Raw genomic sequence first — 25852 nt, 5'->3', positions numbered from 1 at the left:
GTCGGCGGCAACTGGGGCAGATCCCCCACCAGCACCCCAAGGGTTGGTGGGGCATTTGGCCCGGTCTTGACGGGCTTGCCCTGTCCGGCAGGCCCAAGTGCTTGATTTTGAACGGTTTGGTTCAAGGGCCTGGCCTGGCACGTTGCGCGCAACAGTGAAGTGATCTTTCACCCCACGGAGCGCCCGCCCATGTCTGCTTTCTCCCCCAAGTCCTTCGACCGTCAAAGCCGCCTGTTTGCCACGGCGCTGCTGTTGGTCGGAAGCGCTGGCCTGGCCCAGGCCGCCACCTCGGCCGCCTGCAGTGGCGGCAGCTTCGCCGCGCTCGGCAAGAGCGGCAACTTCAAGCTGGACCTGAAGCCGGCGCAACTCACCGGGGCCTTCCTGGTTCAGGGCAAGTACGTGGCCTTCGAGATCGACCCGGCCACGCTGGCCATCCGCAACTACGTGCTGACGGGTGCTGCCAACAGCAAGGACCTGACCGGCGGCGTGCGCACGGCCATCTTCGCCAGCAAGGTGCCGGACCTGCAAGGCGTGGCGCTGACCGGCAACCTGAAGCTGGAATCCAAGGACGGTAGCTTGAGCGTGCTGCGCGGCAAGGCGGTGAAGCTGAAGATCCAGGCCAAGGATTGCGCACAAGGCGGCGTGTTCCAGATGGAAGCCGAGCGCGAGGATGGCAAAACGACCCTGTTCACCCACACGCTGGCCGAGAGCACGCAGAACGCCAACCTCACGCCGTTCTATTTCGACAACCGCAACTTCCGCAACCGCGAGGGTGACGTGGTGCCTTTCGGCGACACCACGCTGGTGGTGCCGGCCCGGGTCAATTTCGGCAACGACTTCTCGTCCAAGTTCGTCGGCCGCGACAGCGCGCAGCTGGCCACGCGCCGCAGCGAAGCCACCTGCAACAACACCATCATCAACCGCAACGGCGCACCAGTCAGCGTGAAGCATTGCGGCGGCGTGTCGCGCTGGGACGTGCAGAGCGGCGGCCGCATGGGCATGGTGCTGGGTGAAGACGCGACCGAGGTCTCGCCGTCTGCCACCGATTGCAGCGCCGACTGCCAGGCCCAGAACCAGACCCAGGGCAAGGCCACCGTGCTCGGCTTCCCGTTCCCGGTCGCGCCGGCAGACCGCCTCGCGCCACGCGCACCCTGAGGTTCAGATGACGTAAATGTCATCCAGCGGTCAGCGATGCAAACGGTCACGGGTCGCTAGACTCGCGGCATGCGCGTCCTGATCGTGGAAGACGAGGCCAAGACGGCCGATTACCTGCTGCGCGGGTTGACCGAGCAGGGCCATGTGGTGGACGTCGCCCGCAACGGGATCGACGGCCGCCACGCCGCGCTCGAAAACGCTTACGACGTGCTGGTGCTGGACGTGATGCTGCCAGGCATCGACGGCTTCCAGGTGCTGCGCGACGTGCGCCGCAGCAAGGACATGCCCATCCTGATGCTGACCGCACGCGACAGCGTCGAGGACCGGGTGCGCGGCCTGCAGGATGGGGCCGACGACTACCTCGTCAAGCCATTCTCCTTCCTCGAACTGAGTGCCCGGCTGCAGGCCCTGGGGCGGCGCAGCCGACAGCAGGAGGCCAGCACGCTGACGATTGGGGACATGGTGCTGGACCTGATGAGCCGCAAGGTGCACCGCGGCGGCGACCGCATCGACCTGACGGCCAAGGAGTTCTCGCTGCTCAGCACGCTGGCTCGCCGCAGCGGCCAGGTGCTATCGCGCACCGAGATCGCCGAGCTGGTCTGGGACATGAACTTCGACAGCAACACCAACGTGGTCGAGGTCGCCATCAAGCGGCTGCGCGCGAAGATCGACGGGCCGTACCCGAACAAGCTGCTGCACACGCTGCGCGGCATGGGCTACGTGCTGGAAGAACGCCAGGGCACCTCCTCGCCCGCGGCCAGCGCCGCGCCATGATCCGCTCGCTGGCCAGCCGGCTGACCGCGCTGTTCGCGGCCTGCGCGTCGGTGGTCTTCGTCGTTGCCGGCGTCATCATCTACCTGGTGCTGCAGGCCGGCATCAACGACCAGCTGCGCTACGAGCTGGGCTTGCGCGGCGGCTGGGTCGAGTCCAGCGTGCTGCGCACGCAGAGCGAGTCGCAATGGCGGCTGTGGCTCACGCCGACCATGGACGCGATGGAAGCCGAACGCAGTGGCATGCGGGTCTGGCTGCTCAGCGACCGGCCGGGCTTCAGCTACGGCACGCCCACGCCGGACGTGGTCGCGCTGTCGCAGCAGAGCGGCTTCGGCTTGCTGCTGGCGAATGGCCACGGGCCGGCCTGGATGACCTGGTCGCGCACGCTGCCGGCCGATGGCGACCGGCCCGAGGTGCGGCTGGTGCTGGCCAAGGACCCGGCGCGCTTCTGGGACACGCTGAACGCCTTCCGCCTGACGTTGGTCGTGCTGGGCAGCGCGGGCGTGCTGGCCGTTGCGGTGCTGGGCTATGGCATGGCGCGCTTCGGGCTGCGGCCGCTGCGCCGGCTGTCGCGCCAGGCCCAGGCGCTGGACCCGAACCACAAGGGCCAGCGGCTGGCGCTCAAGCCCATGCCGGCTGAGCTGGACGACCTCACCGCCTCGTTCAACGGCGCGCTGGCGCGGCTGGAAACCGCCTACCAGCAGCTCGAAGGCTTCAATGCCGACGTGGCCCACGAACTGCGCACGCCGCTGACCAACCTGATCGGCCAGACCCAGGTGATGCTCACGCGCCCGCGCAGCGCAGCCGAACTCGAAGAGGTGCTGCATTCGAACCTGGAAGAGATGGAACGCCTGAAGGCCATCGTCAACGACATGCTGTTCCTCGCCCGCGCCGACCAGGGCGCCGCGGCCTCGCGCCAGCTGGCCGTGTGCATGGCAGACGAGGTGCGCAAGGTTGCCGAATTCCTGGAGCCGCTGTTCGACGATCGCGGCGTGACGCTGCGGGTCGAGGGCGACACCAAGTGCAGCGTGGAGACCGCGCTGCTGCGGCGCGCGCTGAGCAACCTGATGCGCAATGCGATCCAGCATGCCGCTCCGGGCGACGAGGTGCAGGCGAGCATCCTGCGCGAAGGCGCCAACGTGCGGCTGGCCGTCACCAACCCCGGCCCGGAAATTCCTGCGCAGCACCTGCCGCATTTGTTCGACCGCTTCTACCGCGTCGACAGCGCACGCCTGAGCAGCGGCGGCAACCACGGCCTGGGCCTGGCCATCGTCAACGCCATCGCGGTGATGCACCGCGGCACGGTGTTCGTCGAGTCTGCCAACGGCCTGAACACCTTCGGCCTGCTGCTGCCCGCCGAGGGCTGAACCCGCCATGCAGTGCCACCTGGGAAGGTGGCACTGCCGCCCGGATGACAAATTTGTCATCGGAGCGTCAGGCTTGCGTCGGCTGCGGGTTTCTACCATGAAGGCACTGAATCGACGACCGGCTTCCCCGCTCTGAGCCACCCACTGCCTCGCAGTCGGCCGCCACTTCGTGACCTCGTCGGTCACACCTGTCAAGCGAAAGGAATTTCCATGCAAGTCACTCGTTTCCTGGGCGCTGCCGCCCTGGGCCTGGCCGCCCTCACCGGCGTGGCCCGTGCCGAAGACAACACCGGCACCGTCAATTTCGACAACCAACCCACCCTCAGCCGCGCCGAAGTGCAGGCCGACCTGGTGCTGTGGCGCCGTGCCGGGCTGGACATGCTGGCCGCGCAGGAAGACAGCTACGTCGTCTTCAGTGCCGACTACAAGCGCCGCATGGCCAACTACCAGCAATGGCGCCATGGCCCGGAATACCTGGCCGAAGTGCAACGCCTTGGCGGCCACGTCACGACGGCGGCCTCGGGTCAGGGCCAGTCCTCGCAGAACTGATGCCTGCCGACCGGCTCCGCCGGTCGCTTGCTCCCTAAACCGGCCCTGGCCGGTTTTTTCATGCCCGCTCGGCTGGTGCCGGGTTCGCCTGCGTGGCCGGTGAGGGCCGGCGAACCAGGCCGGCGATACTCCCGCAACTGGATGGCGAGAGTTCTCCGATGAACAGTGGATGGCAATGGCAATGAGCAGCCCGGCAAGCCGCGGCAGCGTGGTCTGGCTCAGCACCGACCCTCAGGCGCCCTCGTTCCGCCACCGGCTGGCGCCGGTGATGCCGGTGGTCGAATCGCTGGGCTGGCGCAATGAACTCCGGGTGTTGCCCGAGCGCCTGTATGGCTGGCGCATCTGGCAGCTGCGCCACCTGTTGCGCGCAAGTTCGGCCGTGGTGCTGCACAAGCTGCGGCTGGAGCCATGGGAGATGCGGCTGCTGCAGCGTCTGCAGCCGCGCAGCATGTTCGACCTGGACGACGCGATCTGGCTGCGCCAGCCCAAATACATCGGTCACCTGCGGCCGGCTTCGCCGCGCAGGCGGCGCAATTTCGAGGCCGCCTGCCGGCAGTCACGCCTGGTCACGGTGGGCAATGCCGAGCTGGCCCGCCATGCCACGGCCGGCGGCGCGTCGCGGGTGGAGATCGTGCCCACGCCGGTCGACGCTGCCGCCTACCCGGCCCAGCGCAGCGGCTCAAGCAGCGGCGCCACGCTGGCCTGGGTCGGCCTGCCGCACAACCTGGCCTACCTGGCGCCGCTGCGGCCGGTGCTGGCCAGGCTGGCGCAGCGGCATCCCGAACTGAAGCTGCGTGTCATCAGCTCGGACTGGCCGGACTGGGACGACGTGCCGATCGAGAAAGTGCACTGGTCGGCCGAGGGCGAGACGGCCGCGATCGCCGGTGCAGACATCGGCCTGATGCCGCTCAGCGACGACCCGTTTGCGCGCGGCAAGTGCGCCTTCAAGCTGTTGCAGTACATGGCCGCCGGCCTGCCCTGCGTGGCCTCGCCGGTGGGCGCGAACTGCGAGGTGGTGGTCCCTGGCCAGACCGGCTGGCTGGCCAACAAGCCAGCCGAATGGGAACACGCGCTGGAGACGCTGATCCAGCATCCCGAGCAGCGCCAGGCCATGGGCACCGCCGGCCGCCAGCGCGTGCTGACCCACTACGACCGGCCGCTGCTGTCCGGCCGCATGGCCCGCCTGATCGACCGGCTGGCCTCCGGACAGTTCGACCGGCCAGCCAAGCTGCGGGTCAGATAGACGGCACTCACCTCGCTGGATCGGCCTCCGAAGCTTCGTCCGGCAATTCCCGCGCCAAATCGAACAAATGGCCCATGCGGTGGGCCTTGGTGTCCAGGTAGGCGCCGTTGCGCGTGGTGCGGCCCACCTGCAGCGAGACGCGCTCCACCACGTCCACGCCGTGGGCCTTCAGGCCTTCGATCTTGCCGGGGTTGTTGGTGAGCAGCTTGACCGAGCGGATGCCCAGCTGCGACAGCATGGTCGCGGCAAAGCCGTAGTCCCGCGCATCGGCCGGCAGGCCCAGCAAGCGGTTTGCATCCAACGTGTCGACGCCGGTTTCCTGCAGCGCATAGGCGCGGATCTTGTTCAGCAGCCCGATGCCACGGCCTTCCTGGCGCAGGTAAAGCAGCGCGCCGCGGCCAGCCGTGGCAATCGCCTTCAACGCACTGCGCAGCTGCGGCCCGCAGTCGCAGTGGCAGCTGCCGAAGGCGTCCCCGGTCAGGCATTCCGAATGCAGCCGCACCAGCACCGGCTCGCCCGTGGACAGGTCGCCAAAGCACAGCGCGGCATGTTCCAGCCCGGTGGCCGGTTCCTTGAAGCCATGCAGCCTGAAGTCGCCATAGGCAGTGGTCAATCGGCAGCTGGCTTGTTCTGGTTCGAGATGCATGGGTGGTCGCTGAAGGATCGCTGGCGCCAGTTGCCAGGGCGCGCCGCTGGCGCGTCACAGCCCGGAAATGGCCTCCGGAGCGTCATTTTCGACGATTGCGAAGAGCTGCTGCCCGCGAGGGGTTGTCGTCGCCCTTCAAATCCGTTCAACAGGAGGCTTCAGGCACGGAAACAGCGCCCACCCATCGCCAGGCCTGCGCACGATCTGCATCGCGCCAAGAGGCGGTCTCAGCCTGAGGTCTGCAAGCGGGTCGGAACATCGGGCGCGAGCACGGACGGCTTGCCCTGCGGCGTTCGAACCAGCAGCAGCGGCACCTTGCTTCGCCGGCTGACGGACTCGGCCTCGCTGCCGAGGGCGGCGCGGCTCAGGCCTCGTCTGCCATGGGTGCCCATGACGATGAGCTCGGCCTGGTACTCGTCGGCTTCCGCGAGCACCAGGTCTGCCACCTGGTCTGCGCCAATGTCGCGCACCACGAAGTCGGCCCTGGCGCCTGCCTCGTGGGCCTGCGTGCAGGCCGCAGCGGCGAGTTCCTGGCTGCGCTGCCGCATCAGCGCCACGGTGCTCAGCAGACCATCCGCAGAAGCGAAGCCCATGTGGAGTTCAGAGGTGTCCACCACGACCAGGATGCGCAGTTCGGCCTGCAGCTCCGTTGCCAGCTGAATGGCCTCGCGGAGACCTTGCTGCGAGGTCTCACCGCCGTCAAAAGGGACCAGGATGCGACGGTACATGCGAATGTCCTCCGGTTCTGACGCGCCTCGGCACCCAGGCACCAGGATGGGCACCCCCGGCAGGCCGAGGTCAGTCCCGATCGATGCTACCGAGGCGCCAAGGCAACAGCTTGCGCCAGCGCAAGCCACGTCAAAGAGGGTGTCACCAGCCGCCATCGAGGCCACGCCCGTCTGAGCGAAGATCATTGCAGCGCCGCCAACAGGCCCTGCGCGGCACGCCAGTCGGCCGTCTTGAATCCCTCGGTGAAGCGTGCGAGAACGGGCTCGAGCAAGGCCCTGGCCTCCTGCGCGCGGTCTCGCGCCTGCCAGTGGCTGGCGAGGCTGCTGGCGGTGCGCAGTTCCCAGGCAGCGGTGCCCTGCCGGCGCGCCAGCGCCAGTGAGCGTTGCAGCAGCGCTTCGCCGCGCGCCAGGCTGGCGGGCATGGCCTCGTGCAGAGCGCGTTCGCCCAGGCGGCGCAGCACTTCGGGGGCGCACCAGCCCACCATGCCGGCCTCGACGCGCTGGATGCAGGAGGGCGACAGCCAGCGTTCGTCCAGGGTGGCAAGGTGGTCGGCGAGCACCTCGTCGGGCTCGTCGAAGAAGCCGGCATCCTGCATCGCCGGGAGCGGGCTGCCGGCGCGCAGCGAGAGCACGTCGCCGAAGCGCTTGCCCCAGCGCAGCCAGTAGCCGAAGCCCTGGATGGTTTCAACGTCGGTGACCTGGGCGGCCAGCGCACGCGCGGTGTCGTCCAGCCCGCTCCACAAGGCCACCGGCATCGAGCCCATCACGATGGCCTGGCATTGGGCGAGCGGCGAGTCGGTGCGCGCCTGGTCCATGGCCTCCAGCGCCATCGCGGCGGCGCGCTCGGGAAGGCCTTGCATCCACAGCGCGCGTGCCAGCACCACCCGCATGGACACGCGCAGCTCCACCGGCGAAGGGTTGTAGGCCAGCGGGATGGTGCGCCAGGCTTCGTGCAGGACACGCCGGGCCATCTCGGTGGCTTCGACGTGCCGGCCCATGAAGTGCAGGTTCTGCGCCTGGATGCGGCCGGCGACCAGGTGCGCCACCGGGTCGGCTATGGCCTCGGCGGTTTGCGTCAGCCGGTCTGCCCATTCGCCGCCAGAGCGGAAGTCGCCCTCCGCGACGGAGAGTGCCCACATGCTGTTGCAGGCGCCGAAGCGATGCAGCAGGCTGGTCGCGTCAGGCGCCATGGCCGACAGGCTTTTCAGCGCCGGCGCGAGGGCCTGCATCCGGGCGCTGCCGCCGGTGCCCAGGCAGCCGACCAGGAAGATCAGCCGCATGTGGGGCGAGCTGATCGCGCCGCCGGCCCCCTTGGCTGCCGGGTCCATGCCGCGGGCCACCAGCGCTTCCATGGTTTGTTCCACGCGGCGGGTGAACTCGTCGACCAGCAGCATCTGCCGGCCCAGCGCAAAGCTGGAGAGGGTCAGCTCGATGCCGAGTTCGACGTCGCCGCCAGGCGTGAAGGCCCAGTCCAGCGCGGCGCGGCTGTCGTCGATCAAGGGCGCATACCGCAGCAGCCATTGCGCGCGGCTCATGCCATCCCAGCGGCGCTCGGCCTCGGTCAGGGCCGAGGCGAGCCACAGCGCATGCCGGCGGCTGACGGCGTCGCGCTCGCGGGCTTCGTCGAGCCTGGCGCTGGCGTAGGCGCGGGTGGTGTCGAGCAGGCGCAGGCGCCCGGGCTCGCTGCCGCGCACCGGCGCCACCAGCGACTTGGCGACCAGGTCCAGCAGGTCTTCCTGCACACCGGTGGCGTCGGCCGCAGGGCCCGTGGTAACCTCGATGGCAGCGTCCAGCGTGAAGCCGTTGCGAAAGACCGAGAGCCGCCGCAGCACCTGTTGCTCGCCGGGCGACAGCAGCTGGTAGCTCCAGTCCAGCAAGGCGAACAAGGTGGTATGGCGAGCGGGTGCGGCGGTTGGCGGGCCTGGCAGCTGCAGCAGCCGCTGCTCGACCTGGCGAGCCAGCGCCGCGAGCCCCAGCGCGCCGGCGCGGGCCGCGACGATCTCGATCGCCAGCGCAATGCCATCGAGCCGCGTGCACAGCGCAACCAGCAGCGGCAGCTCCGCGTCCTGCAGCACGAAGCCGGCATCTGGCACACCCGCGCGTTCGATGAACAGGCGCAGCGCGGGGAAGTCCAGCGCCTGGCTGGCCGACACCGCCTCGCCCGGCCGCGGCAGCCGCATCGGCGCAAGCCGGTACAACCACTCGCCTGCGGCCCGCAGCGGCTCGCGGCTGGTGGCCAGCACCGCGGTCGCCGGCCCGGCGCCCAGCAGTGCCTCGGTCACCTGGGCCGCGGCCTCGATCACGTGCTCGCAGCTGTCCAGCACGAACAGCGCGCGCCGGCCGGCGGCCCAGCGCTGCAAGGCCGCCAGGGCCTCGACGCCGCTGGCCGCACAGCCCAGCGCGGTCACCACGCCTTGCACCGCCAGCTCGGCATCGACAAACGGGGCCAGGTCGATGAAGTGCACGCCGTCCGGATGCTCGCTCGCGGCCAGGTGGGCCGCCGCCAGTGCCACCGTGGTCTTGCCCATGCCGCCGGTGGCCAGCACGGTGACGAAGCGGTGCGCGCGCAGTTCGCTGACGACGCGCTGGATCGCGTCGTCGCGGCCGATGATGTCGGTGCGAGGGGCCGGCAGCGCGGCCATGGTGGTGGAGCGTCGGGTGGCGTCGACCAGCACGAAGCGTGGCTCCTCCTCATCGGGGAACCACGCGACGTACCAGGCCGGCGTCCAGCGGCCGAGTGCGGTGTTGACGCGGCCGACCCACTCGCCCAGCTGCTCCTCGTCGACCACAGGCTCGCCGGACACCAGCGGCCAGAGCTGCGCGGCGGTGGCACCGTGGGCGCTGCGGGCGATGGTGGCCAGCAGTTCGAGCGCGGCATGCGCCATCTCGACCGCCTGCGTGCCGAACCACAGGCCAGGCGGCGCTGCGGTCAGCACGAAGGGTCCAAGGGAGAGGTTCCCGGAGAGGTTCTCGCTCACACTCGCTCCGCCTCGTGTGGGTAGGTGGGTGGGGGGGCAGACAGGGGGCCGGATCAGGTGCGTCGACCCGCATCCGGCATCGCGAGGCATCCTCCCACGCCGCCGCGGGCCGAGGGTCCACGGCGGGTGTGAATTTGCGTGAATCCGGTGCCGGCCAGGTGCCGCAAGGCTGGCGCAGCACGTATGGTGGGCACCGAAGCCCAGGCGTCCGGACCTGGTCCCAAAACGAGTGCCGATAAACGAGTGCCGATGACTGCCCTTCCCTCTCACCCCCCCGAGCGCATGCTCGAACACGACATCGCCGCGCGCATGGACCGCCTGCCCGTGACCTGGCTGCACGGCCTGGCGATGCTGATCTGCGCGCTGGGCATGATGCTGGACACGCTGGAGATGGCCTTTGGCGGCGTGCTGGCAGCCGTCTTCTCGGCGCCGCCCACGCCGGTGCCAGCGGGCGAGCTGGCGCTGTTGCTGGCGGCGGTCTTCCTCGGCGCGATGCTGGGCGCGCCGCTGCTGGGCTGGTGGGCCGACAGGAAGGGCCGGCGAACCGCGTTGATCAGCCTGATGCTGTGGATCGCCGCCGTGTCGCTCGCCGCCGGCATGCTGCACGGCGTGGTGGCGCTGACGCTGTGCCGTTTCCTCTCCGGGCTGGCGCTGGGCGGCTATCCGCCCATCGTCATCGCCTACCTGACCGACCTGCTGCCGCCGCGGCGCCGCGGCACGCTGATCTTCAGCAGCCTATCGCTCTCGCTGCTGGGCCCGCCCGCCGCCATCTTCCTGGTGCGTTGGCTGACCCCTCTGCAGCCTCTTGGACTCGAAGGTTGGCGCTGGGGCTTCCTGCTGGGCAGCGCCGGCGCGCTGCTCTCGGGGCTGCTGTTCCTCGCGCTGCCCGAGTCGCCGCGCTGGCTGCAGGCCCGCGGGCGCGGGGCGCAGGCCGAGGCCGGCTGCCAGGCCTTCGAGCGCTCGCGGCGCCTGGCCGGCACACCCGGCCCCGAGGCCACGCCTGCCCCGCGCGATGCGAATGCGCTGGCCAGTGCCGACGACGACCGCGCGGCCCCCGCCGGGCGCCGCTGGCCCTGGGTGGCCGGCCTGTTTTCGCTGAGCCCTTGGGCCACCGTGGCGTTCCCGCTGCTGACCGGTGCGGTGCTGACGCAGCGCGGCTTCAAGCTCGACGCTGCGCTGCTAATCTTCGGCCTGTCGTCGCTGGGCCCGCTGCTGGGCACGCTGCTGGCGTCCACCGTGATGGACCGCTTCGACCGGCGGCTGGCGATGGCGGCCTGTGCCCTGGCCATGCTGGCCTGCGGCGCGGCCTTCGTCTTCAGCAGCGGCACCACAGCGCTGATCGTCGCGATGGCGCTGTTCAACCTGGCGATTTCCTTGTACGTGACGCTGCTGACGGTCTATGGCGCCGAGCTGTTCCCCACGCGCTCGCGCGCCTCGGCCACCGCCGGCGCCTGGGCGCTGAACCGCACCGGCGCCGCGCTCGGCCCGCTGCTGCTGGTGCCGATGCTGCGCGACGCCGGGCCGGCCGCGATGTTCGCGGTCGTGGCTGCCAGCCTGGTGGCCACGCTGCTGCTGCTGTCGCTCGCCCCTCGCGGGCGCGAGCGGCAGGCCGTGAGCTGAAGGCTCAGCGCTCGCTTTTCCAACAGGCCAGCAAGCGCTCGGCTTGCTGCAGGTCGACACAGCCCAGGCCTTCGGTGAAACCGGCCACGACCGGCGCCAGCAGCTCGCGCGCGGCCTCGCTTCGGCCGGTGGCGTGCCACAGCCTGGCCACGCTGGCGGCGGCGCGCAGCTCCCAGGCCCGCGCGCCCTGCTGCCGCGCGAGGGCCAGCGCGCGCAGCAACACCGCCTCGGCCTGCGCAGCTTGTGCCGGCACCGCGAGCAACTGCTCGCCATGAGCCCGCAGGATTTCCGGCGCGCACCAGCCCACGGTGCCGGCTTCGACGCGGGCGAGCTGCGCCGGGCCGGCCAGCGCCGGCGCCAGCGTGGCCAGCATGTCGCCCTCCATGGTGCTGCTCCAGCCCCGCTCGGCACCAATGCGCCGCCGCAGCGCATCGACCGCCTGGCCGCGCAGCGCCAGCACCCTGCAGTAGCCATCGCCCCAGCCCAGCCAGAAGCTCTGGCCATGGCCCAGGGCGCTGTCGATCAGTCGATCCAGGAAGCTCGCCGCCTGCACGTCGTCACCGCGCCAGAGCAGGATGGGGATGACCGCCAGCGCCAGCGTCTGGCTGACTGCGAAATGGTGCCCGCCTCCGACAAAGGCCAGCACCTCCAGCGCCCGCTGCAGCGCGCGGTCCGCCCAGCCCTCCAGCCACAGGATGCGCGCCTGCTGGATGCCCATGGTCACTTGCAAGGGCAGATGCGGATAACGGTTGCTGCGCAGCTGGGTGTCGGCATATGCCAGCACGACGGCACAGTCCGCCCAAGCGGCGCGGTGATCGCCCAGGTAGTGACTGGCCAGCGCGCCGAAGCGGCGCCCGACCACGATGGCGCCTGCGTCGATCGGATCGTCCGGGTCCGGCGGCAGCTCGCCGAAGCGCCCGGCGCACGCGGCCAGACGCGGGTAGTCGCCACGGGCGAAGGCATTGGCGCAAAGGCACATCAGGTCCGTGCGCTGCTGCCGCGGTGAGCCGATGCGCGGCGAGAGCGCTTCCAACTGGGCCGCGATGTCAGACTGAAAGCCACGCGCCATGCGGCACTGAGCCTCCAGCATGCACGCGAGTGCCAGCAGCGCCAGTTCGAGCTGCGATGGCGTGCCGCCCTCCGCCCGCACGATGGCAAGGGCGCGCAAGGCCCGGGGCAGGAACTCGTCGTTCAAACCGAGTTCCAGCACCAGGCGACCCGAGTCGACGAGCAAGGCGGCACAGAGTGCCTCGTCACCGCCAGCGTGAGCGCCCCAGTCCAGCGCGGCGCGAATGTCCGGCAGCAGCGGCGCGTGGGCGGCCCGCCACGCAGGCAGCGGCACGCAATAGTTTTCCAGCTCTGCATTCGCGCCTACCAGCAGGCGGCGGCAGCAGATTGCGTGGCGCCTGCGGACCTCGTGCCCATCACCGTCGGCCAACAGTCTCTCCGAGGCGTACAGCCGGGCGACGAACAGCAGGCGGTAGCGCGGCACCTCGTCCGCCACGCGTTCCACCAGCGACTTGGCGACCAGATTGAGCAGGCTGGCCGTGACCCGTTCATGCGCGATGCGTTCGCAGCTCGCCAGCTCGGCTGCAGCCTCCAGCGTGAACGACGCGCGGAAGACCGACAGCCGGTGCAGCACGCGCTGCTCTTCCGGTGCCAGCAGGCCGTGGCTCCAGTCCAGCAAGGCCTGCAAGGTCTGGTGGCGCGGCAGCACGGTGCGGCGGCCGCGCCGCAGCAGGCGGAACAGGTCGTCCAGCCGTTCGGCCAGCGCGTGCATGCCCAGGCTGCCCACGCGCGCCGCGGCGAGCTCGATGGCCAGCGGCAGGCCGTCCAGGTGGCGGCACAGGCGGATGACGGCCGGCAGGTTGGCCGGCGACAGCGCAAAGCCATCGTCGCTGGCGGTGGCCCGTTCGACGAACAGGCGCAAAGCCGGATAGGCAAGCGCGGCCCGCACGTCGAGCACCGGCCACTCGGGCGGCACGCCCAGCGCTTCGAGCCGGAGAATGGCTTCGGACTCTGCCTCCAGCGGTTCGCGGCTGGTGGCCAGCACACGCACCCGGGGTGCGGCGCCAAGCACGCGTTCGGCCAGCACGGCGGCGGCGGCGATCAGGTGTTCGCAGTTGTCCAGCACGATCAGCAGATCGCGCTCAGCCAGCGTCGCCTCCAGCGCAGGCCACGGCGACTGGGCCGGCACCGGGATGCCCAGGGCGGCCGCCAGCGTGGCCGGCACCAGCGCCGGATCGACCAGCGGCGCCAGGTCGACGAACACCGCGCCCTCGGCGTGCCGGCAGGCGAAGTCTTCGGCCACGGCCAACGCGACGGTGGTCTTGCCGATGCCACCGGGGCCGACGATGGTCACCAACCGGCCCAGCTGCAGCTTGGCCGACAGCCTGGCCAGCACCTGCTCGCGGCCGACGAGCGCGGTCAGCCGCGACGGCAAGGGGCGCGACAAGGACGCGGCCGCGGGTGCGGTGGCGGGCGCAGTGACGGGTGCGGGTGCGGCATCCAGCTCGGCAATGTCCATCACGAAGCAGTAGCCACGGCCGGGCAGGCTGGCGATGTAGCGCAGGTTGCCGCTGCCCTCGCCCAGCGCCCTGCGCAGCGCCGACATGTGCACGCGCAGGCTGGAGGGTTCCACCACCGTGCTCGGCCACACGCGGGCGAACAGCTCGTCGTGGCTCACCACCTCGCCGGCCCGCTCCACCAAGGCAATCAACAGGTCCAGCGCGCGGCTGCCCAGCCGCACGGCCTGGCCGTCGTCCAGCAGCAGCTTGCGGGCGGGATCGAGCGAGAAACGGCCGAAGCGCAGCGGCCGTTCAAAGGGCTGCGGCTGCCGTGGCAGCGGCGGCGCCGAATCGCTCGCCAGGCCGGATCTCATGGCTCGCCCCGGGGTCAGAAGTCGTGGCGCACGGTGGCGAGCACGGTGCGCGGTGCGTTGTAGAACGCGGCGTCGACGTCGGCCGGCGGGATCCTCGTGCGCAGCAGCACGTAGCTGCGGTTGGTGAGGTTGCGCACGCGCAGCGAGAAGGTCCAGCCGCGCTCGGGCGTCAGCCAGCTCGCGCCGAGGTTGAAGTAGGTCTGCACCGGCACGGAGGTGAGCGCCGTGTTCTGCACGTCCGAATACTGCCGCGACAGGTGCTGGACCGAAGCCGAGAGGCCCAGCGACGAGCCGTCCGGCAGCGGCTGGATGTGCTCCAGGCTCGCGCCGAACGAAAACTGCGGCGCAAACGGCAGCTGGTTGCCGACGTAGTTGCTGGCGGCCGCGCCGGTGGGGTTCTCGAACTGGTCGAAGCGGGTGCGCAGCAGTTCGGCCGACAGCGCCACATCGGTGTGCGCGGCGAGCTTGAAGCCCAGGTCGATGTCGGCACCATAGGTCTTGGCCTTGCCGGCGTTGACCAGCACCGGCTCGGGGATGTGCACCCCGTCGATCACGGCGTTGCTCAGCGACGCGAGGTAGTCGCGGTAGTCGTTGTAGAACAGCGCGATGTCCAGCTTCACCTGCCCGCCGGCCAGGCGCGACTTGCTGCCCAGCTCCCAGCTGGTGACCTTCTCCGGGTCGGTGGCGAATTCGGCCGAGCGCTGGGACTGGGCCGCGCGGTTGAAGCCGCCGAACTTCTGGCCCATCGCGAAGCTCGCGTAGAGGAACAGGTCGCGGTCCTGCTGCCAGTCCAGGCCCAGCCGTGGCAGCAGGCCCTTGCTGGCAGTCGACAGGTGGGGCGCCTGGTAGACGTTCTGCGTGTGCTCGCCCTGTTCGTCGGCCAGCCAGTACTGGTTGGCGCCGGTCTGCCCGGTGCGGTAGGCGCGCAGGCCGGCAGTCATGCCGAGCCGCTCCGTCCAGCGGTAGTGCAGTTGGCCGTAGAGGCCGAAGTCTGTGGTCTCCAGGTGGGTGATCGCGTCGGAGTTCGACGAAGCCGGTGCGCCCGGCGGCGTCATGCTGACGAAGCGCTCGAAGTGGAAGTCATCCGACACCAGCATCGCGCCGGCGGTCCAGTCCAGGTCGCCCTGCCTGGCCTGCAGCTGCAGCTCCTGCGAGAAGACCTTCTGGTGCACCTTCTGCGCCAGCAGGTAGCGCTGGATCGCCAGGCCGCCGATGTCGGCCACGGTGGGATCGTCCTTGAAGGCGCGGTAGCCGGTGATCGCGTGGAACTGCAGGCCCTCGCCCAGCGCGTGGCTCAGCTTGAGTTCGAGGCCGCCGGCCAGGCGCTTGAACGGGCCGGAGGTGGTGGACGTGAAGTTGACCCGCGGCGCGGCGTTGGGGTCGTTGAGCGGGAAGTTGCCGGTGTTGGTGTCGGAATGGTCCAGCAGGCCGTCGACCGCCAGGATGGCGTCCCAGCCGGCCGGCTCCTGCCAGCGCAGCTTGGCGCGGAACTGGCTCGCGTCCAGCTTGTTGTCGTGTTCGTCCAGCGTGGCGTTGTAGCCGAAGCCTTGGTTGCGGCGGCGCGAAAGCGCCAGGCTGCCGGACAGCGGCCCGTCGCCGATGGGCCCGTTGAAGTAGGCGTGCGCCTGGTATTCGTCGTGGTTGCCCAGCGAGCCGGAGACCCAGGCCGCGCGCTCGGTGCCGGGGTCGATGGAGATGATGCGCACCGCGCCTGCGGTCAGGTTCTGGCCGTACAGCGTGCCCTGCGGCCCGCGCAGCACCTCGATGCGCGCGATGTCCGGCAGGTCCCACAGCGCGCTGGTATAGCCACGCACGATGGGCACGTCGTCGACATAAATGCCCACCGCCTGGCTCATCGCCGCCGACGACACGCCCACGCCGCGGATGCCGACCGCCTGCGGCTGGTTGCTGAAGCCATTGGGCACGGTCACGCCGGGCACCACGCCCACGAGGTCGCTCAGCTGGGCCGTGCCGCGGGTCTCGATCTGGTGCTGGTCCAGCACGCCGACCGACAGCGGCGTGCGGCCGAGCACGGTCTGCACGCGCTGCGAGGTCACGATCACCTCCTGCACCTGCGGCGGCTCGGAAGCTGCGGCCGCAGGCGTCGCGGCAGCGTCCTGCGCGAGCGCGGGCGAGGCCATGCCGGCGGCGGCCAGGGCAACCGCCAGCCCGGCGGCCGATCCTGCGGCCGATCCCGTGGCCACGATCGGGCCACACCGCCCGCCCCGCCGCGAACCCGCTCCCGAACCCCATCCCTTGCCCCGCTGCACCATCGAAACTCCCCTGTCCTGTGCCGGGCGCGCACCTGCGCGGCCCCTGGGGAATGATGATCGAGTCGCGGCCAGCGCCGCGTGAATTGGTGTGAAATCTGCGGATCCGGGCGCGGGGCGGGCAGCTCAGTTCAGTTCGTCGACCAGCGCCCGCGCGGCCACCAGGTCGGCTGTCGCCAGGCCCTCTTCGAAGCGGCCGTAGACGCCAGTGAGCAGGCTGCTGGCCTCCTTGCGCCGGCCCTGGTCGCGCCACAGGCGGGCCAGGCTGGTGGCGGTGCGCAGCTCCCATGAGAGCGCGTTCTGCGCGCGGGCCATTGCCAGCGAGCGCATGAAAGTGGCTTCAGCGGCGGCCACGGCCTGCGTCCCGTCGCGCAAGGCGTTCTCGGCGTCGGCGCGCAGGATCTCAGGGCCGCACCAGCCCACCATGCCGCCATCGACCCGCTCGACGCCCAGCGGCGACACGGCACCCACGGCCAGGGTGCCCAGCATGTCCAGCTCGGCCGGGCCGGACAGCATCTCGACGGGCGACAACGCCAGGCCCAGGCCCGGCGCGACGCCGTTGACACGCGCGTCCAGCACCTGCCGGTAGCTGCGCGCCCAGGACTGCCAGTAGCCCTGCGAATGCCGCGTGGCATGCGCCTGCAGCCGGTCCAGCAGCGCGCCGGCGCGCTCGTTCTCGCCGCGCCACAGGGCGATCGGGAGAGAGCCCATCGCGAGCGCCTGGCTCAAGGCCAGGGGGTTGACGCCTTCGGCCTCGGCCTCGGCCAGCGCGGCCACCGCCACGGCCTGGTCGCAGGCGCCCTGCAGCCACAGCGTGCGCGCCATCAGGATGCCCATCGAGACCGTCTTCGGGATGTGGCCGATGTATTCGCGGTAGGCGTTGCCCGCCGGATAGTGCAGCACCCGGTCCACCAGCGGGCGGGCCTCCTCGTGCCGGCCGAGGTAGTGGTAGCTCAGCGCCAGGAAGCGGTCCGACAGCAGCACGGCCACCGGCTCGTTCGGATCGGGCGCGTGCTGCTTGATGCGCATGGCGACTTCCGCCACGTCGCGGTAGTCACCCGTACCAAACGCGTTGGCGCACAGGCTGAACATGGCCTCGATGCGTTGCGGCACCGAATCGAGCTGGTCGGCGAGTTCCAGCGTGCGCGCGAAGTTCGCGCCACGCGAATAGTCGCGCCCTGTGGTCTGCGTGTGCAGGAAGTTGCGGGCGGCGCGCAGCCGCAGCTCCAGGCCGGCCTGCGGCGGCTGCAGCGAAGCCACCGCCTCCATCGCGGTGTCCACGCGGCTGCGGTATTCATCCAGCAGGCCCAGCTCGTAGACCAGGTCCAGCGCCGCGGCCGTCAGCCGCACGCCCTGCAGCGTGTCCCCTTGCGGCGAGAAGGCCCAGTCCAGGCCCGCACGCACGTCGTCCATCATCCGGCCGTGGCGCTGCAGCCATTCGGCGATGGGCAGCATGTCGCGGTCCCGCAGCGTGCGCGTCAGCAGGTCCTCGAAGTGCCTGGCATGGGCGGCGGCGATCTGCCCGGCCTCGCCGCTGCGCTGCAGCTTGTCGGCTGCATAGGTGCGCGTCGTGTAGAGCAGGCGATGCAGCACCGCCTCGCCGCTGACGTCGACGGCCACCAGCGACTTGGCGGCCAGGCCGATCACGCCTTCAACGACCGCCGTCGCCGGCAGGTCCTCGCTGGCCAGCACCGCGGTTGCCGATTCGAGCGTGAAGCTCGAGCGGAAGACCGACAGGCGGCGCAGCACGACACGCTCGACCTCGGTCAACAGTGCATGGCTCCAATCCAGCAAGGCCTGCAGCGTGACATGGCGCGGCAGCGCGGTGCGGCGCCCGCGCGTGAGCAGTGCGAACATCTCGTCGAGCCGAGCCGCGAGGCCTTGCAGCCCCAGGGTGTCGATGCGGCCCGCGGCCAGCTCGATGGCCAGCGGCATGCCGTCCAGCTGCCGGCAGAGGTGGCAGACGACACCGAGGTTGGCCTCGGTCAGCGCAAAGCCGTCCGAGTTGGCGCCGGCGCGCTCGGCGAAGAGCTGCACCGCCGGGAAGGCCCGGCATTGCGCGACATCCGTCGCGTCCTCCGGCACCGGCGCCTCCAGCGCCGACAGGCGATGCACCCATTCGCCTTCGGCCTCCAGCGCCTCGCGGCTGGTGGCGAGGATGTGCACGCCCGGCGCTGCCCGCAGCACACGCTCGGCCAGGCGCGCGGCGGCCTCGATCACATGCTCGCAGTTGTCCAGCACGATCAGCATGCGGCTGTTGCCCAGCGGCCCCAGCAAGGCTTCCCAGGGATCCCGGGCGCACACGGAGATCTGCAGCGCCAGGGCCAGCGCCAGCGGCACGCGCGCCGGGTCCGACAGCGGCGCCAGGTCGACGAACCACACGCCATCCGGGTGGTGGCCCAGCTGCGCCTCGGCAACGTCCAGCGCCACCGTGGTCTTGCCCATGCCGCCCGGGCCGACGATGGACACCAGGCGCCGCGTGAGCAAGCGCTCGCCAAGCGCCTGGGTGACGGCAGAGCGGCCGATCGTGTGGTTCAACCGGGCCGGCAGGTTGTGCGTGCGCCGCGGCGGGTTCGCCGGCGTGACAGCCGCAGCGGCCGCGAGGGCCGGCACCGCGGCCTCGGGCGCCGGGGCCAGCACCGTCACCGGGACCACGAAGCTGTAGCCGCGGCCGGGCACGTTGGCGATGTAGCGCGCGCCGGCCACGCCGTCGCCGAGGATCTTGCGCAGGGCCGAGATGTGCACGCGCAGGCTGGTCTCCTCGACGATGGTGTGCGGCCAGACCCTGGCTTCGAGCGCCTGCCGGCTGAGCACTTCCCCGGGCCGCTCGGTCAACGCCGCCAGCAGGTCAAAAGCCCTGCCGCCAAGGTGCAGTGGCCTGCCGGCTTCCAGCAACTGCTTGTGAGAGCGGTCAAGCACAAAAGGGCCGAAGGCCAGCGCCGGCAAGACTCCACGCGCATCCATCGACAACATTCCTCGTGGGTGAGCCCATTGGGGGAGGCGCAAACGCCTCGGGGGAGAGGGGTAAATGTACGCGCAGAGGCGGGGGGCTGGCGAGCAGCGGCCGCGGCTGCGCATGGCAGCCGCTCAAGTCTTGTCGCGTCTCGCCGAAAAAAGCGGATGTACGTCGTTCAGCACGATGCCGATGAACCCAGCGCTGCGCGCCACGGCGATGCGCAGCGGGGGCTGTCCTGCCTTCCCGTCGATCCACCTGCAGAGCTGCCGCGATGAGCCTGCGTTCCCGCCTTCTGTGCCTGGTATTGCTGGCCACGCTGCTGCCGGCTTCGCTTCTCGGCTGGCGCTTCCTGAAGGAGAACGAAGCCGAGATCGCCGACGCGGTCAGCAACCTGGCCCTTTCGTCCAACAACGTGGCGGCGGCGCTCGATCAGCGCGTTCAGGGCACTGCGCAGCTGCACTACGGTCTGGCGCACTCTCAACTTCTCGACAGCGCGGACCGCGTTCTGTGCTCCGCCCATCTCTCGGCGGTGCGCGAGACTTACCCCCAATACACCGGCATCGTGACGGTACTGCCCGACGGGCAACTGCATTGCGACTCCTTGCAGAGCGGACGTGTGGTCAACCTGTCCGACCGAAACTATGTGAAGCGTGTGCTGGCCGGCGCAACCGGCGTCTCGACCGAGCCCGCATTCGGTCGCCTCACGGGCACTGCAGTGCTGCAGGTCGTGTATCCGGCCCGGGCCGACGACGGTGCACTTCGCTACATGTTGGTGGCCTCCTTGAACCTGCAGAGCTTCGCCGAAGACGCACGACGGCAGTCTCTTCTGGAGGCGGCCGAGCTGCTGCTGCTGGACGACAAAGGCACCGTGCTGGCCTCGGTGGGCGGCAAGGAAGTTCTGCACACACCCGGCGCGTCGATGGCGGGCAGTCCCCTCTTCGCCCTCGCACAGTCCGGCGGCATGGGTGAAATCATTGGCGTCGACGGCCTGCGTCACGTTTGGGCCGTGGCGGACTCTCCGGCGATGCGGGCTGCGGGCCTGCGCGTCCTGCTGGGCCAGCCTCACCAGGTGCTGGTGGCAAGTTCGAGACGACACCTTCGCGAAGGTCTGGTCGTCCTGATCGGGGCAGCGCTGCTGTTGTTTGCAGGGGTCTGGTCGCTGGCGGAATGGGGAATCCGGCGCCCCGTGGTGCGCATCACGTCGATGGTTCGCAACCTGGGTGCGGGCGACCTGAACGCGCGCATCGCCCCGCCCTATCCACGCGGCGAGCTGGGTGGGCTGATGTCCGCGCTCGACAGCATGGCCAACTCCCTGGGCCGGCAGCGCTCGGCGATCTCCGAGCTCACCGAACACCTGCGCGAAGCGCACAGCCGCGAAATCTCGGAGCGCGAGACGAACGAGAAGCAGCTGACCCGCCTGGCCAACTTCGACGGCCTGACCGGCCTGCCGAACCGAACGCTGTTTCGTGACCGCCTCCAGCAAGCCATCAGGCGCTCGCGCCGTTCATCCAAGCGACTGGCTTTGATGTTTCTGGACATCGACCGTTTCAAGGTCATCAACGACAGCCTGGGCCATGAAGTTGGCGACCAATTGCTGGTGGCCATTTCCGACGTGCTGGCGGACTGCCTGCGCGACAGCGACTCGATCGCGCGCAGTGGCCAGGCTGCGGCGGCAGACGAAGTCTTTCGGCTGGGTGGCGACGAGTTCATGATCCTGACCGAGGGCGTGAACGCCGGCGAAGCAGCGGCCATCGCCAGGCGAATCCTGCACGCGCTGGCGCGACCGATCAAGGTCGGTGCACATGAACTCTTCGTCACGGCAAGCATCGGCATCACGCTGAACAGTGATTCAGGCGTGGACCTCGATGGTCTGATCAAGCAGGCCGACATGGCGATGTACCGGTCCAAGGAGCTTGGGCGCGACACCTTCTGCTTCTTCGAGGAGAAGATGAATCGGGCCGCCACCGAACGCCACGCGCTCGAAGTCCAACTGCGGCAGGCGCTGGAACGCGGCGAGTTCCAGCTCCACTACCAGCCCAAGGCCAACATCCGGACAGGCCAGGTCATCGGTGTCGAGGCACTGCTGCGATGGAAGCCGGCAGGCCAGGCGCTGGTCGCACCCGACCGTTTCATTGCCATCCTCGAAGAGACCGGCCTGATCGTGCCGGTGGGCGCCTGGGTTTTCCGCGAAGCCTGTGGACAGATGATGAAGTGGCAGCGTGCGGGCATGCGCCCGCTGCAGGTTGCGGTGAACGTTTCGGCCAGGCAATTCAGGCACCCTGAACTGGTCCAGCAGATCGCAGGCGTGCTGCGCGAAACCGGCCTGGCACCGCAACTGCTGGAAGTCGAGCTCACCGAGAGCATGCTCATCGACGACTCGGAGGTGGTCTCGCGCACGATGGCCGAGCTCGGCCGCATGGGCGTTGGCATCGCGATCGACGACTTCGGCACCGGCCAATCGTCGTTGCGCTACCTCAAGCGCTTCAACGTGGACACGCTCAAGATCGATCGCTCATTCGTCAAGGACACCCCCAATGACTCCGAGGACAGTGCGATCGCCAAAGCCGTGATCGCGCTCGGCCACGGCCTGGGCATGAAGGTCGTTGCCGAAGGGGTCGAGACACAGGCGCAGCTCGACTTCCTGCACGCGCACGGCTGCGACGAACTGCAAGGCTACCTGCTGAGCCGGCCGGTGGTGGCCCAGGCTTTTGCCGCGTGGTTCCGCCTGCAGGACGTGCCTGCGTCGCCAGCGGCCAATTGAGCGCACACCAGCGTGGCAGGTCCATCAGAAGCTCGCAGGTGAGAGCCCGTTGCGGGCGTCGCAAACACCCGCTTCTCGTCGCACTGCCACGGCCTGTCCCGCTTTCGTGCCAACTGCGCCGGCTGCCAAGGCCTCAAAATCTCCGCGTGCAACGCATGCCGTCCAGGCAGCCAGACGAGGAGAGCCTTGATGTTTCAGCCGAACATTCGACGCATGCTTGCTGCACTGCTGACGGCAGCAGCCACCACGGTTCCGGCGATTGCATGGGCCGCGCCGGCCAATGACGACATTGCCCAGGCCATCGTCATTGCCGCAGGCGGCACGGCCGCAACCGTCCTGATGACGGGCGCCACGCAGTCGGCCACAGATCCTTCCTGCGGCACCACGCCCTACCAGAGCGTCTGGTACCGCTACACCTCGCCCGTCGATCAGTTCATCCAGGCACGCGTTTCAGCGACCACCGGTTCCACCCCGCTGCGCCCGCGCATGGCGGTGTGGGGCGGCGCGCCGGGCGCGCTATCGGCGGTGCAATGCCATCCGGATGCGCACGAAGTCGAGTTCTACGCCACGGCAGGCACGGCCTATTACTTCGAGGTCTATTCCCCGGTTGCGAACGGCGAGACCACGCTGAACCTGAACGTCAATCCGCATGCCTACGTGAATCCGTGGAGCGCGGTGCCGCCGGCCAATGACCTCTTCTGGTTCGCGGAAGCGATTCCCGGCGTGCCATGGAGCACGAACGGCGATGTCGGTGCGGCGCAAGGCGACAGTTCGTACGACCCCTTCACGCCCTGCTACACCGACAACGGCGTCACTTTCTGCTACCCCTATGGCGACACGCTGTGGTACAGCTTCACCGCCACGGCCCAGCAGGACCTGGACGTGCTGTTCACCAGCGCCTACGTGTCGCCGGTCGTGCAGGTCATGACCGGCACGCTGGACCAGCCGACGCTGGTGGCCAACAGCTTCACCCCTGGCAAGTCCAAGCCCGGCGCAACCCGCTTCTCGGCACAGCCGGGCGTGACCTACCTGTTCGAGTTCGCGTCCGGCGGCGCCGAGAACACGGCCGATGTCTACGCCTCGCTGGCGCTGCGCCCGTCACCGCCCGTCACCACGGGCAGCGTCTCCGCGGCCAGGACCGACAAGCTCTATCACCGCTGGGTCTGGGTGGATCCGTTCTACGAAAAGGTGACCCATGTCGTCGTCGGCGTGAACCTGAGTTGCAGCACGTCCATCCCATCGGTCGGCGTCAGCTTCACGATCACGCAGGGCGCGGCACAAGGCTCGGGCAGCGGCACCGTGCCATGCGCTGGCGGCAAGGGCAACGGCACCATCGACGCCATCGTCCCGAACGCATTCAAGCCCGGCACCGCCAGCGTGGCCCTCAACGCCACGGATTACGACAGCAACTTCAACCAGACCGCTGCCGCGGCGCCTGTTCAGCTGAAGCTGGCGGCGGGGCCCTGAAGGCGCCACCTTTCGCGCTCCGAACGTTTACCTGAATTTTGCAGGGCTACCGACATGACCGCTTCGCAGCGGGTGCTGCCATTGGCTGCTGGGGATCGGGGGCACGCTGCCGGCCACGAACCAGCCACTAAGTTGAGCCCCTGCCGGCGACACCAACGTCCGGTGCGGAGCGCACAGCGGCCGTCCAAGCCGCAAAGCCCCCGAGTCAAGCATTGATCGAATGTCTGCTGCCACCGGCGGCGAACAGGTGCTCTCGACCCATAGCTGCGTTCGATCATGTCGTATGCAGTGCTGACGGGGGGTAAGACGGCCCACTCCTACCGTCTCACTACTCTTCCCCCAATTGATATAGGGGAAGAGATGGCGCTTGTGTGTGGGCTGCCAACAGCCATTCGGGTAAAGCGGGGCGCCGCAATCAATATACCTCACGACTGCGCTTCGCGTCCAGCTCTTTCCCGAGATCGAACCTATCTCCCCAGGCCGTGAACCAGTGGTCGTTGGAGGATTGGATAGACGAGAGCCCTACTGCATCCAAATCAAAAATTTGTCCAATGCGAGTTTTGGTAGCGAAACTGATATAAGGGCAGATCACGAGATCGAGCAGCAAGATCAGCGCCTCGGTATCACTGTTGCGATAGGCCTCCATATGTTCAAGCTTGGCAATGATGTGTGCTTCCAAGAAGGTCTTCAACCTCACGTAACGAACCTTGTCTTTAATGTAAGAAAGAAGGACCGTGATTGAAAAGTGGCTCATGAAACCTGGGCGAACATAATTTCCCGTACCTGCTTCTTCCGTGATCAAAAAATGCCGAAGAATGACGGAGACTGGTAGCCAATACTCACGCCCGATATACGATAGAGAAATGAGTAAATATAGGCTTTCAACCTCGCTTTGATTACTCATTGTGTTCTTTTCGAGCTGTTGCATCACGTTTTCTTGGATGTACTTAAACAGCAAATGCTTCAACTCGTATGGAAGGCCTTGAGCATGCAGGAAGCCAACCGAAGTTGCAACCATCCGGCAGAGGCGGATAGTGTGGTTGACTTTCGGGCTTGCAGAGTAGCAGAAAAATACATACTCCATGCTCGCAAGCATGGCCTTAATGAGGCGCTTGCGATCACGATCTGATTTGTCGCACTCGACATACGCTCTACAAAGCTTTTCGAGCTTGTTCTCAATTATTCCAAATGTGTAATTGAGTAGATCACCATAGGTAACACCTGCCCCCTTGATGACGGACTTATATCTGGTGATTAGGCGGTTTGTATTTATGGAGCAGACCAGGTTCCGCTTTGGTGCTGTGAGGGAATCCGGTGTTGGTTCCTCCTCTTCACACACTGGATCAATCTCATCTTTTAAAAGGGTTGAGATCCGCTCTTTGGCGATTGTGATTTCGGTAATGATCGGCTTTTGATATTGCTTTATCTTTGCAGTGTTGATGCTCAGTTTTTTGGATTTTAGAATTCCCTGAAGCGTTTCAAATATCTTTATCCGTGTAGACTCTTTGTTGTAAAAAACAAAAAAATCGTCCACGTACCGAAATATTTCATAATCTACCCTATGAGTCAGATTCTCGCCTTCAAATAATTTTTTGCAGAGCTCGGCGTCGACCGATTGCAAAATGATTTCAGCAAAAATCCGAGAAAACTCCGGACCAATAACAATACCATTTGTCTCTTTATGATTCAGATTTTGCATTAGGGCGTCAAACCGCCCTCCAAAAGTAGCTTTCGATTCTTCCAAACTGAATTTCGTTTGATCCCTTCCTAGTACAGACCAAGGCAGCGAATGAGTGTAAATGCTATCGAAGCATTTGTTGACGTCGATCTGCACCATCGCGTCGTATTTCTTTTCGCTACTGTGATACTGGTGAGATTCAAAAAATCGATGTATGTTTCGATACTTCTTGTAAACGAAGTAGGAGCCGAGCTGCTCATATTCACGGCCTTCCTCTTCTACCCCGGCTGTCGAGTCCAGGCGCTCTTCATGGAGCTTGTCCTTGTAATAAACATATCGCGACACAGACACTGGGCGACGAATCGAAAAATCGCTGACGGACGTATAGTACGTAATCAATGCGCTGTGCGTTACATAGAAGTTGGCCACATCAACCTGATTTCGCGGATGCACTATACTCAGGGTGCGTCCATCAAGATTGTGAGCTACCCGAAAATTGAACGGGACCGTATCCATCCGACATTTGCTAATGGGCACTGAACGGCGCGTTTTGTGCTTGCCCCATTCGGTTACAGTTTCGGTTGCGATAGGAGTATTGGGGGCAATCCCGAACAGTATCCGCAATGTCAGGTCTAGATCTGTTGTTTCACAAATCCAGCGCAACTGACCCTTTTCGATTTCAACGCTGTGGTTTCTTAGAAATCGGAAATAGCCTCGATTGGAAAAAGTTGGAGGCACCTCGAACGGCAGCATGTCAGTCAGCACGGCCCTTTGCTTCCTGT

The 25852-nt window shown here is 67.7% G+C and carries 15 protein-coding genes; 8 read left to right on the top strand and 7 right to left on the bottom strand.

All coding sequences use genetic code 11. The features are described 5' to 3' along the window. Positions 1-189: 189 nt before the first annotated feature. The 5 genes from LRH25_RS31555 to LRH25_RS31535 all read left to right on the top strand — a co-directional run bounded on the left by LRH25_RS31555 (position 190) and on the right by LRH25_RS31535 (position 5085). Positions 190-1155, top strand: a complete 966-nt coding sequence (locus tag LRH25_RS31555) for a hypothetical protein (protein WP_141288307.1) — start codon at positions 190-192, stop codon at positions 1153-1155. A 69-nt stretch (positions 1156-1224) separates the two neighbouring features. Next, positions 1225-1929 (top strand): heavy metal response regulator transcription factor, encoded by a 705-nt coding sequence (locus LRH25_RS31550; protein ID WP_141288308.1) that lies wholly within the window; start codon positions 1225-1227, stop codon positions 1927-1929. Beyond that, positions 1926-3293, top strand: a complete 1368-nt coding sequence (locus LRH25_RS31545; protein ID WP_141288309.1) for a heavy metal sensor histidine kinase — start codon at positions 1926-1928, stop codon at positions 3291-3293. The genes LRH25_RS31550 and LRH25_RS31545 overlap by 4 nt, the downstream gene beginning before the upstream one ends. Before the next feature lie 210 nt (positions 3294-3503). Next, a complete protein-coding gene (locus LRH25_RS31540) occupies positions 3504-3842 on the top strand; it encodes a DUF4148 domain-containing protein (protein ID WP_141288310.1) in 339 nt (112 codons plus the stop codon). Between the two features lie 181 nt (positions 3843-4023). Next, positions 4024-5085 (top strand): glycosyltransferase family 4 protein, encoded by a 1062-nt coding sequence (locus LRH25_RS31535; RefSeq protein WP_231013181.1) that lies wholly within the window; start codon positions 4024-4026, stop codon positions 5083-5085. Positions 5086-5092: 7 nt separating this feature from the next. Here LRH25_RS31535 and ribA read toward each other — a convergent pair whose 3' ends face one another. The 3 genes from ribA to LRH25_RS31520 form a co-directional block, all read right to left on the bottom strand. Further along, entirely contained in the window at positions 5093-5731 is a 639-nt protein-coding gene (ribA, locus tag LRH25_RS31530; protein ID WP_141291294.1) for a GTP cyclohydrolase II, read from the bottom strand. Between the two features lie 227 nt (positions 5732-5958). Continuing rightward, complete coding sequence (locus LRH25_RS31525; RefSeq protein ID WP_170201136.1) at positions 5959-6459, bottom strand: universal stress protein; 501 nt, start codon at positions 6457-6459, stop codon at positions 5959-5961. Positions 6460-6641: 182 nt separating this feature from the next. Next, on the bottom strand, positions 6642-9395 hold the full coding sequence (locus tag LRH25_RS31520; RefSeq protein WP_231013180.1) for an ATP-binding protein: 2754 nt from the start codon (positions 9393-9395) through the stop codon (positions 6642-6644). 291 nt (positions 9396-9686) lie between these two features. Here LRH25_RS31520 and LRH25_RS31515 point away from each other — a divergent pair, with 291 nt between their 5' ends. Beyond that, positions 9687-11057, top strand: a complete 1371-nt coding sequence (locus LRH25_RS31515) for an MFS transporter (RefSeq protein ID WP_231013179.1) — start codon at positions 9687-9689, stop codon at positions 11055-11057. A 4-nt stretch (positions 11058-11061) separates the two neighbouring features. On the opposite strand, the gene LRH25_RS31510 is transcribed toward LRH25_RS31515, so the two are convergent. From LRH25_RS31510 to LRH25_RS31500, 3 genes are all read right to left on the bottom strand, one after another. Beyond that, positions 11062-13938 carry an ATP-binding protein gene (locus LRH25_RS31510; protein WP_231013178.1) on the bottom strand — a complete coding sequence of 959 codons (2877 nt, stop codon included), beginning with the start codon at positions 13936-13938 and terminating at the stop codon, positions 11062-11064. A gap of 14 nt (positions 13939-13952) precedes the next feature. Beyond that, positions 13953-16142: a TonB-dependent receptor gene (locus tag LRH25_RS31505; RefSeq protein WP_231013177.1), complete on the bottom strand. Its 2190-nt coding sequence runs from the start codon at positions 16140-16142 to the stop codon at positions 13953-13955. 192 nt (positions 16143-16334) lie between these two features. Further along, entirely contained in the window at positions 16335-19172 is a 2838-nt protein-coding gene (locus tag LRH25_RS31500; protein WP_231013176.1) for an ATP-binding protein, read from the bottom strand. Positions 19173-19435: 263 nt separating this feature from the next. On the opposite strand from LRH25_RS31500, the gene LRH25_RS31495 reads away from it, so the two are divergent. Next, complete coding sequence (locus LRH25_RS31495; RefSeq protein ID WP_141287769.1) at positions 19436-21925, top strand: bifunctional diguanylate cyclase/phosphodiesterase; 2490 nt, start codon at positions 19436-19438, stop codon at positions 21923-21925. A gap of 189 nt (positions 21926-22114) precedes the next feature. Then, positions 22115-23392 (top strand): hypothetical protein, encoded by a 1278-nt coding sequence (locus tag LRH25_RS31490; protein ID WP_141287768.1) that lies wholly within the window; start codon positions 22115-22117, stop codon positions 23390-23392. A 415-nt stretch (positions 23393-23807) separates the two neighbouring features. Here the strand turns inward: LRH25_RS31490 and drt3b are convergent, their stop codons facing one another. Beyond that, complete coding sequence (drt3b, locus tag LRH25_RS31485; protein ID WP_211361387.1) at positions 23808-25835, bottom strand: antiviral reverse transcriptase Drt3b; 2028 nt, start codon at positions 25833-25835, stop codon at positions 23808-23810. Positions 25836-25852: the final 17 nt, after the last annotated feature.

This window comes from Ideonella azotifigens, assembly GCF_021043325.1.
Lineage (GTDB): Bacteria > Pseudomonadota > Gammaproteobacteria > Burkholderiales > Burkholderiaceae_C > Ideonella > Ideonella azotifigens.
This window is presented reverse-complemented; position numbering and strand designations above follow the sequence as displayed.

Excerpts from the sequence above, each read along its gene's own strand:
- LRH25_RS31495 (WP_141287769.1), top strand. The coding sequence starts at position 19,436 with ATGAGCCTGCGTTCCCGCCTTCTGTGCCTGGTATTGCTGGCCACGCTG.
- LRH25_RS31555 (WP_141288307.1), top strand. The coding sequence starts at position 190 with ATGTCTGCTTTCTCCCCCAAGTCCTTCGACCGTCAAAGCCGCCTGTTT.
- LRH25_RS31490 (WP_141287768.1), top strand. The coding sequence starts at position 22,115 with ATGTTTCAGCCGAACATTCGACGCATGCTTGCTGCACTGCTGACGGCA.
- LRH25_RS31550 (WP_141288308.1), top strand. The coding sequence starts at position 1,225 with ATGCGCGTCCTGATCGTGGAAGACGAGGCCAAGACGGCCGATTACCTG.
- LRH25_RS31515 (WP_231013179.1), top strand. The coding sequence starts at position 9,687 with ATGACTGCCCTTCCCTCTCACCCCCCCGAGCGCATGCTCGAACACGAC.
- LRH25_RS31545 (WP_141288309.1), top strand. The coding sequence starts at position 1,926 with ATGATCCGCTCGCTGGCCAGCCGGCTGACCGCGCTGTTCGCGGCCTGC.
- LRH25_RS31510 (WP_231013178.1), bottom strand. The coding sequence starts at position 13,938 with ATGAGATCCGGCCTGGCGAGCGATTCGGCGCCGCCGCTGCCACGGCAG.
- LRH25_RS31540 (WP_141288310.1), top strand. The coding sequence starts at position 3,504 with ATGCAAGTCACTCGTTTCCTGGGCGCTGCCGCCCTGGGCCTGGCCGCC.
- LRH25_RS31525 (WP_170201136.1), bottom strand. The coding sequence starts at position 6,459 with ATGTACCGTCGCATCCTGGTCCCTTTTGACGGCGGTGAGACCTCGCAG.
- LRH25_RS31535 (WP_231013181.1), top strand. The coding sequence starts at position 4,024 with ATGAGCAGCCCGGCAAGCCGCGGCAGCGTGGTCTGGCTCAGCACCGAC.
- ribA (WP_141291294.1), bottom strand. The coding sequence starts at position 5,731 with ATGCATCTCGAACCAGAACAAGCCAGCTGCCGATTGACCACTGCCTAT.
- LRH25_RS31500 (WP_231013176.1), bottom strand. The coding sequence starts at position 19,172 with ATGGATGCGCGTGGAGTCTTGCCGGCGCTGGCCTTCGGCCCTTTTGTG.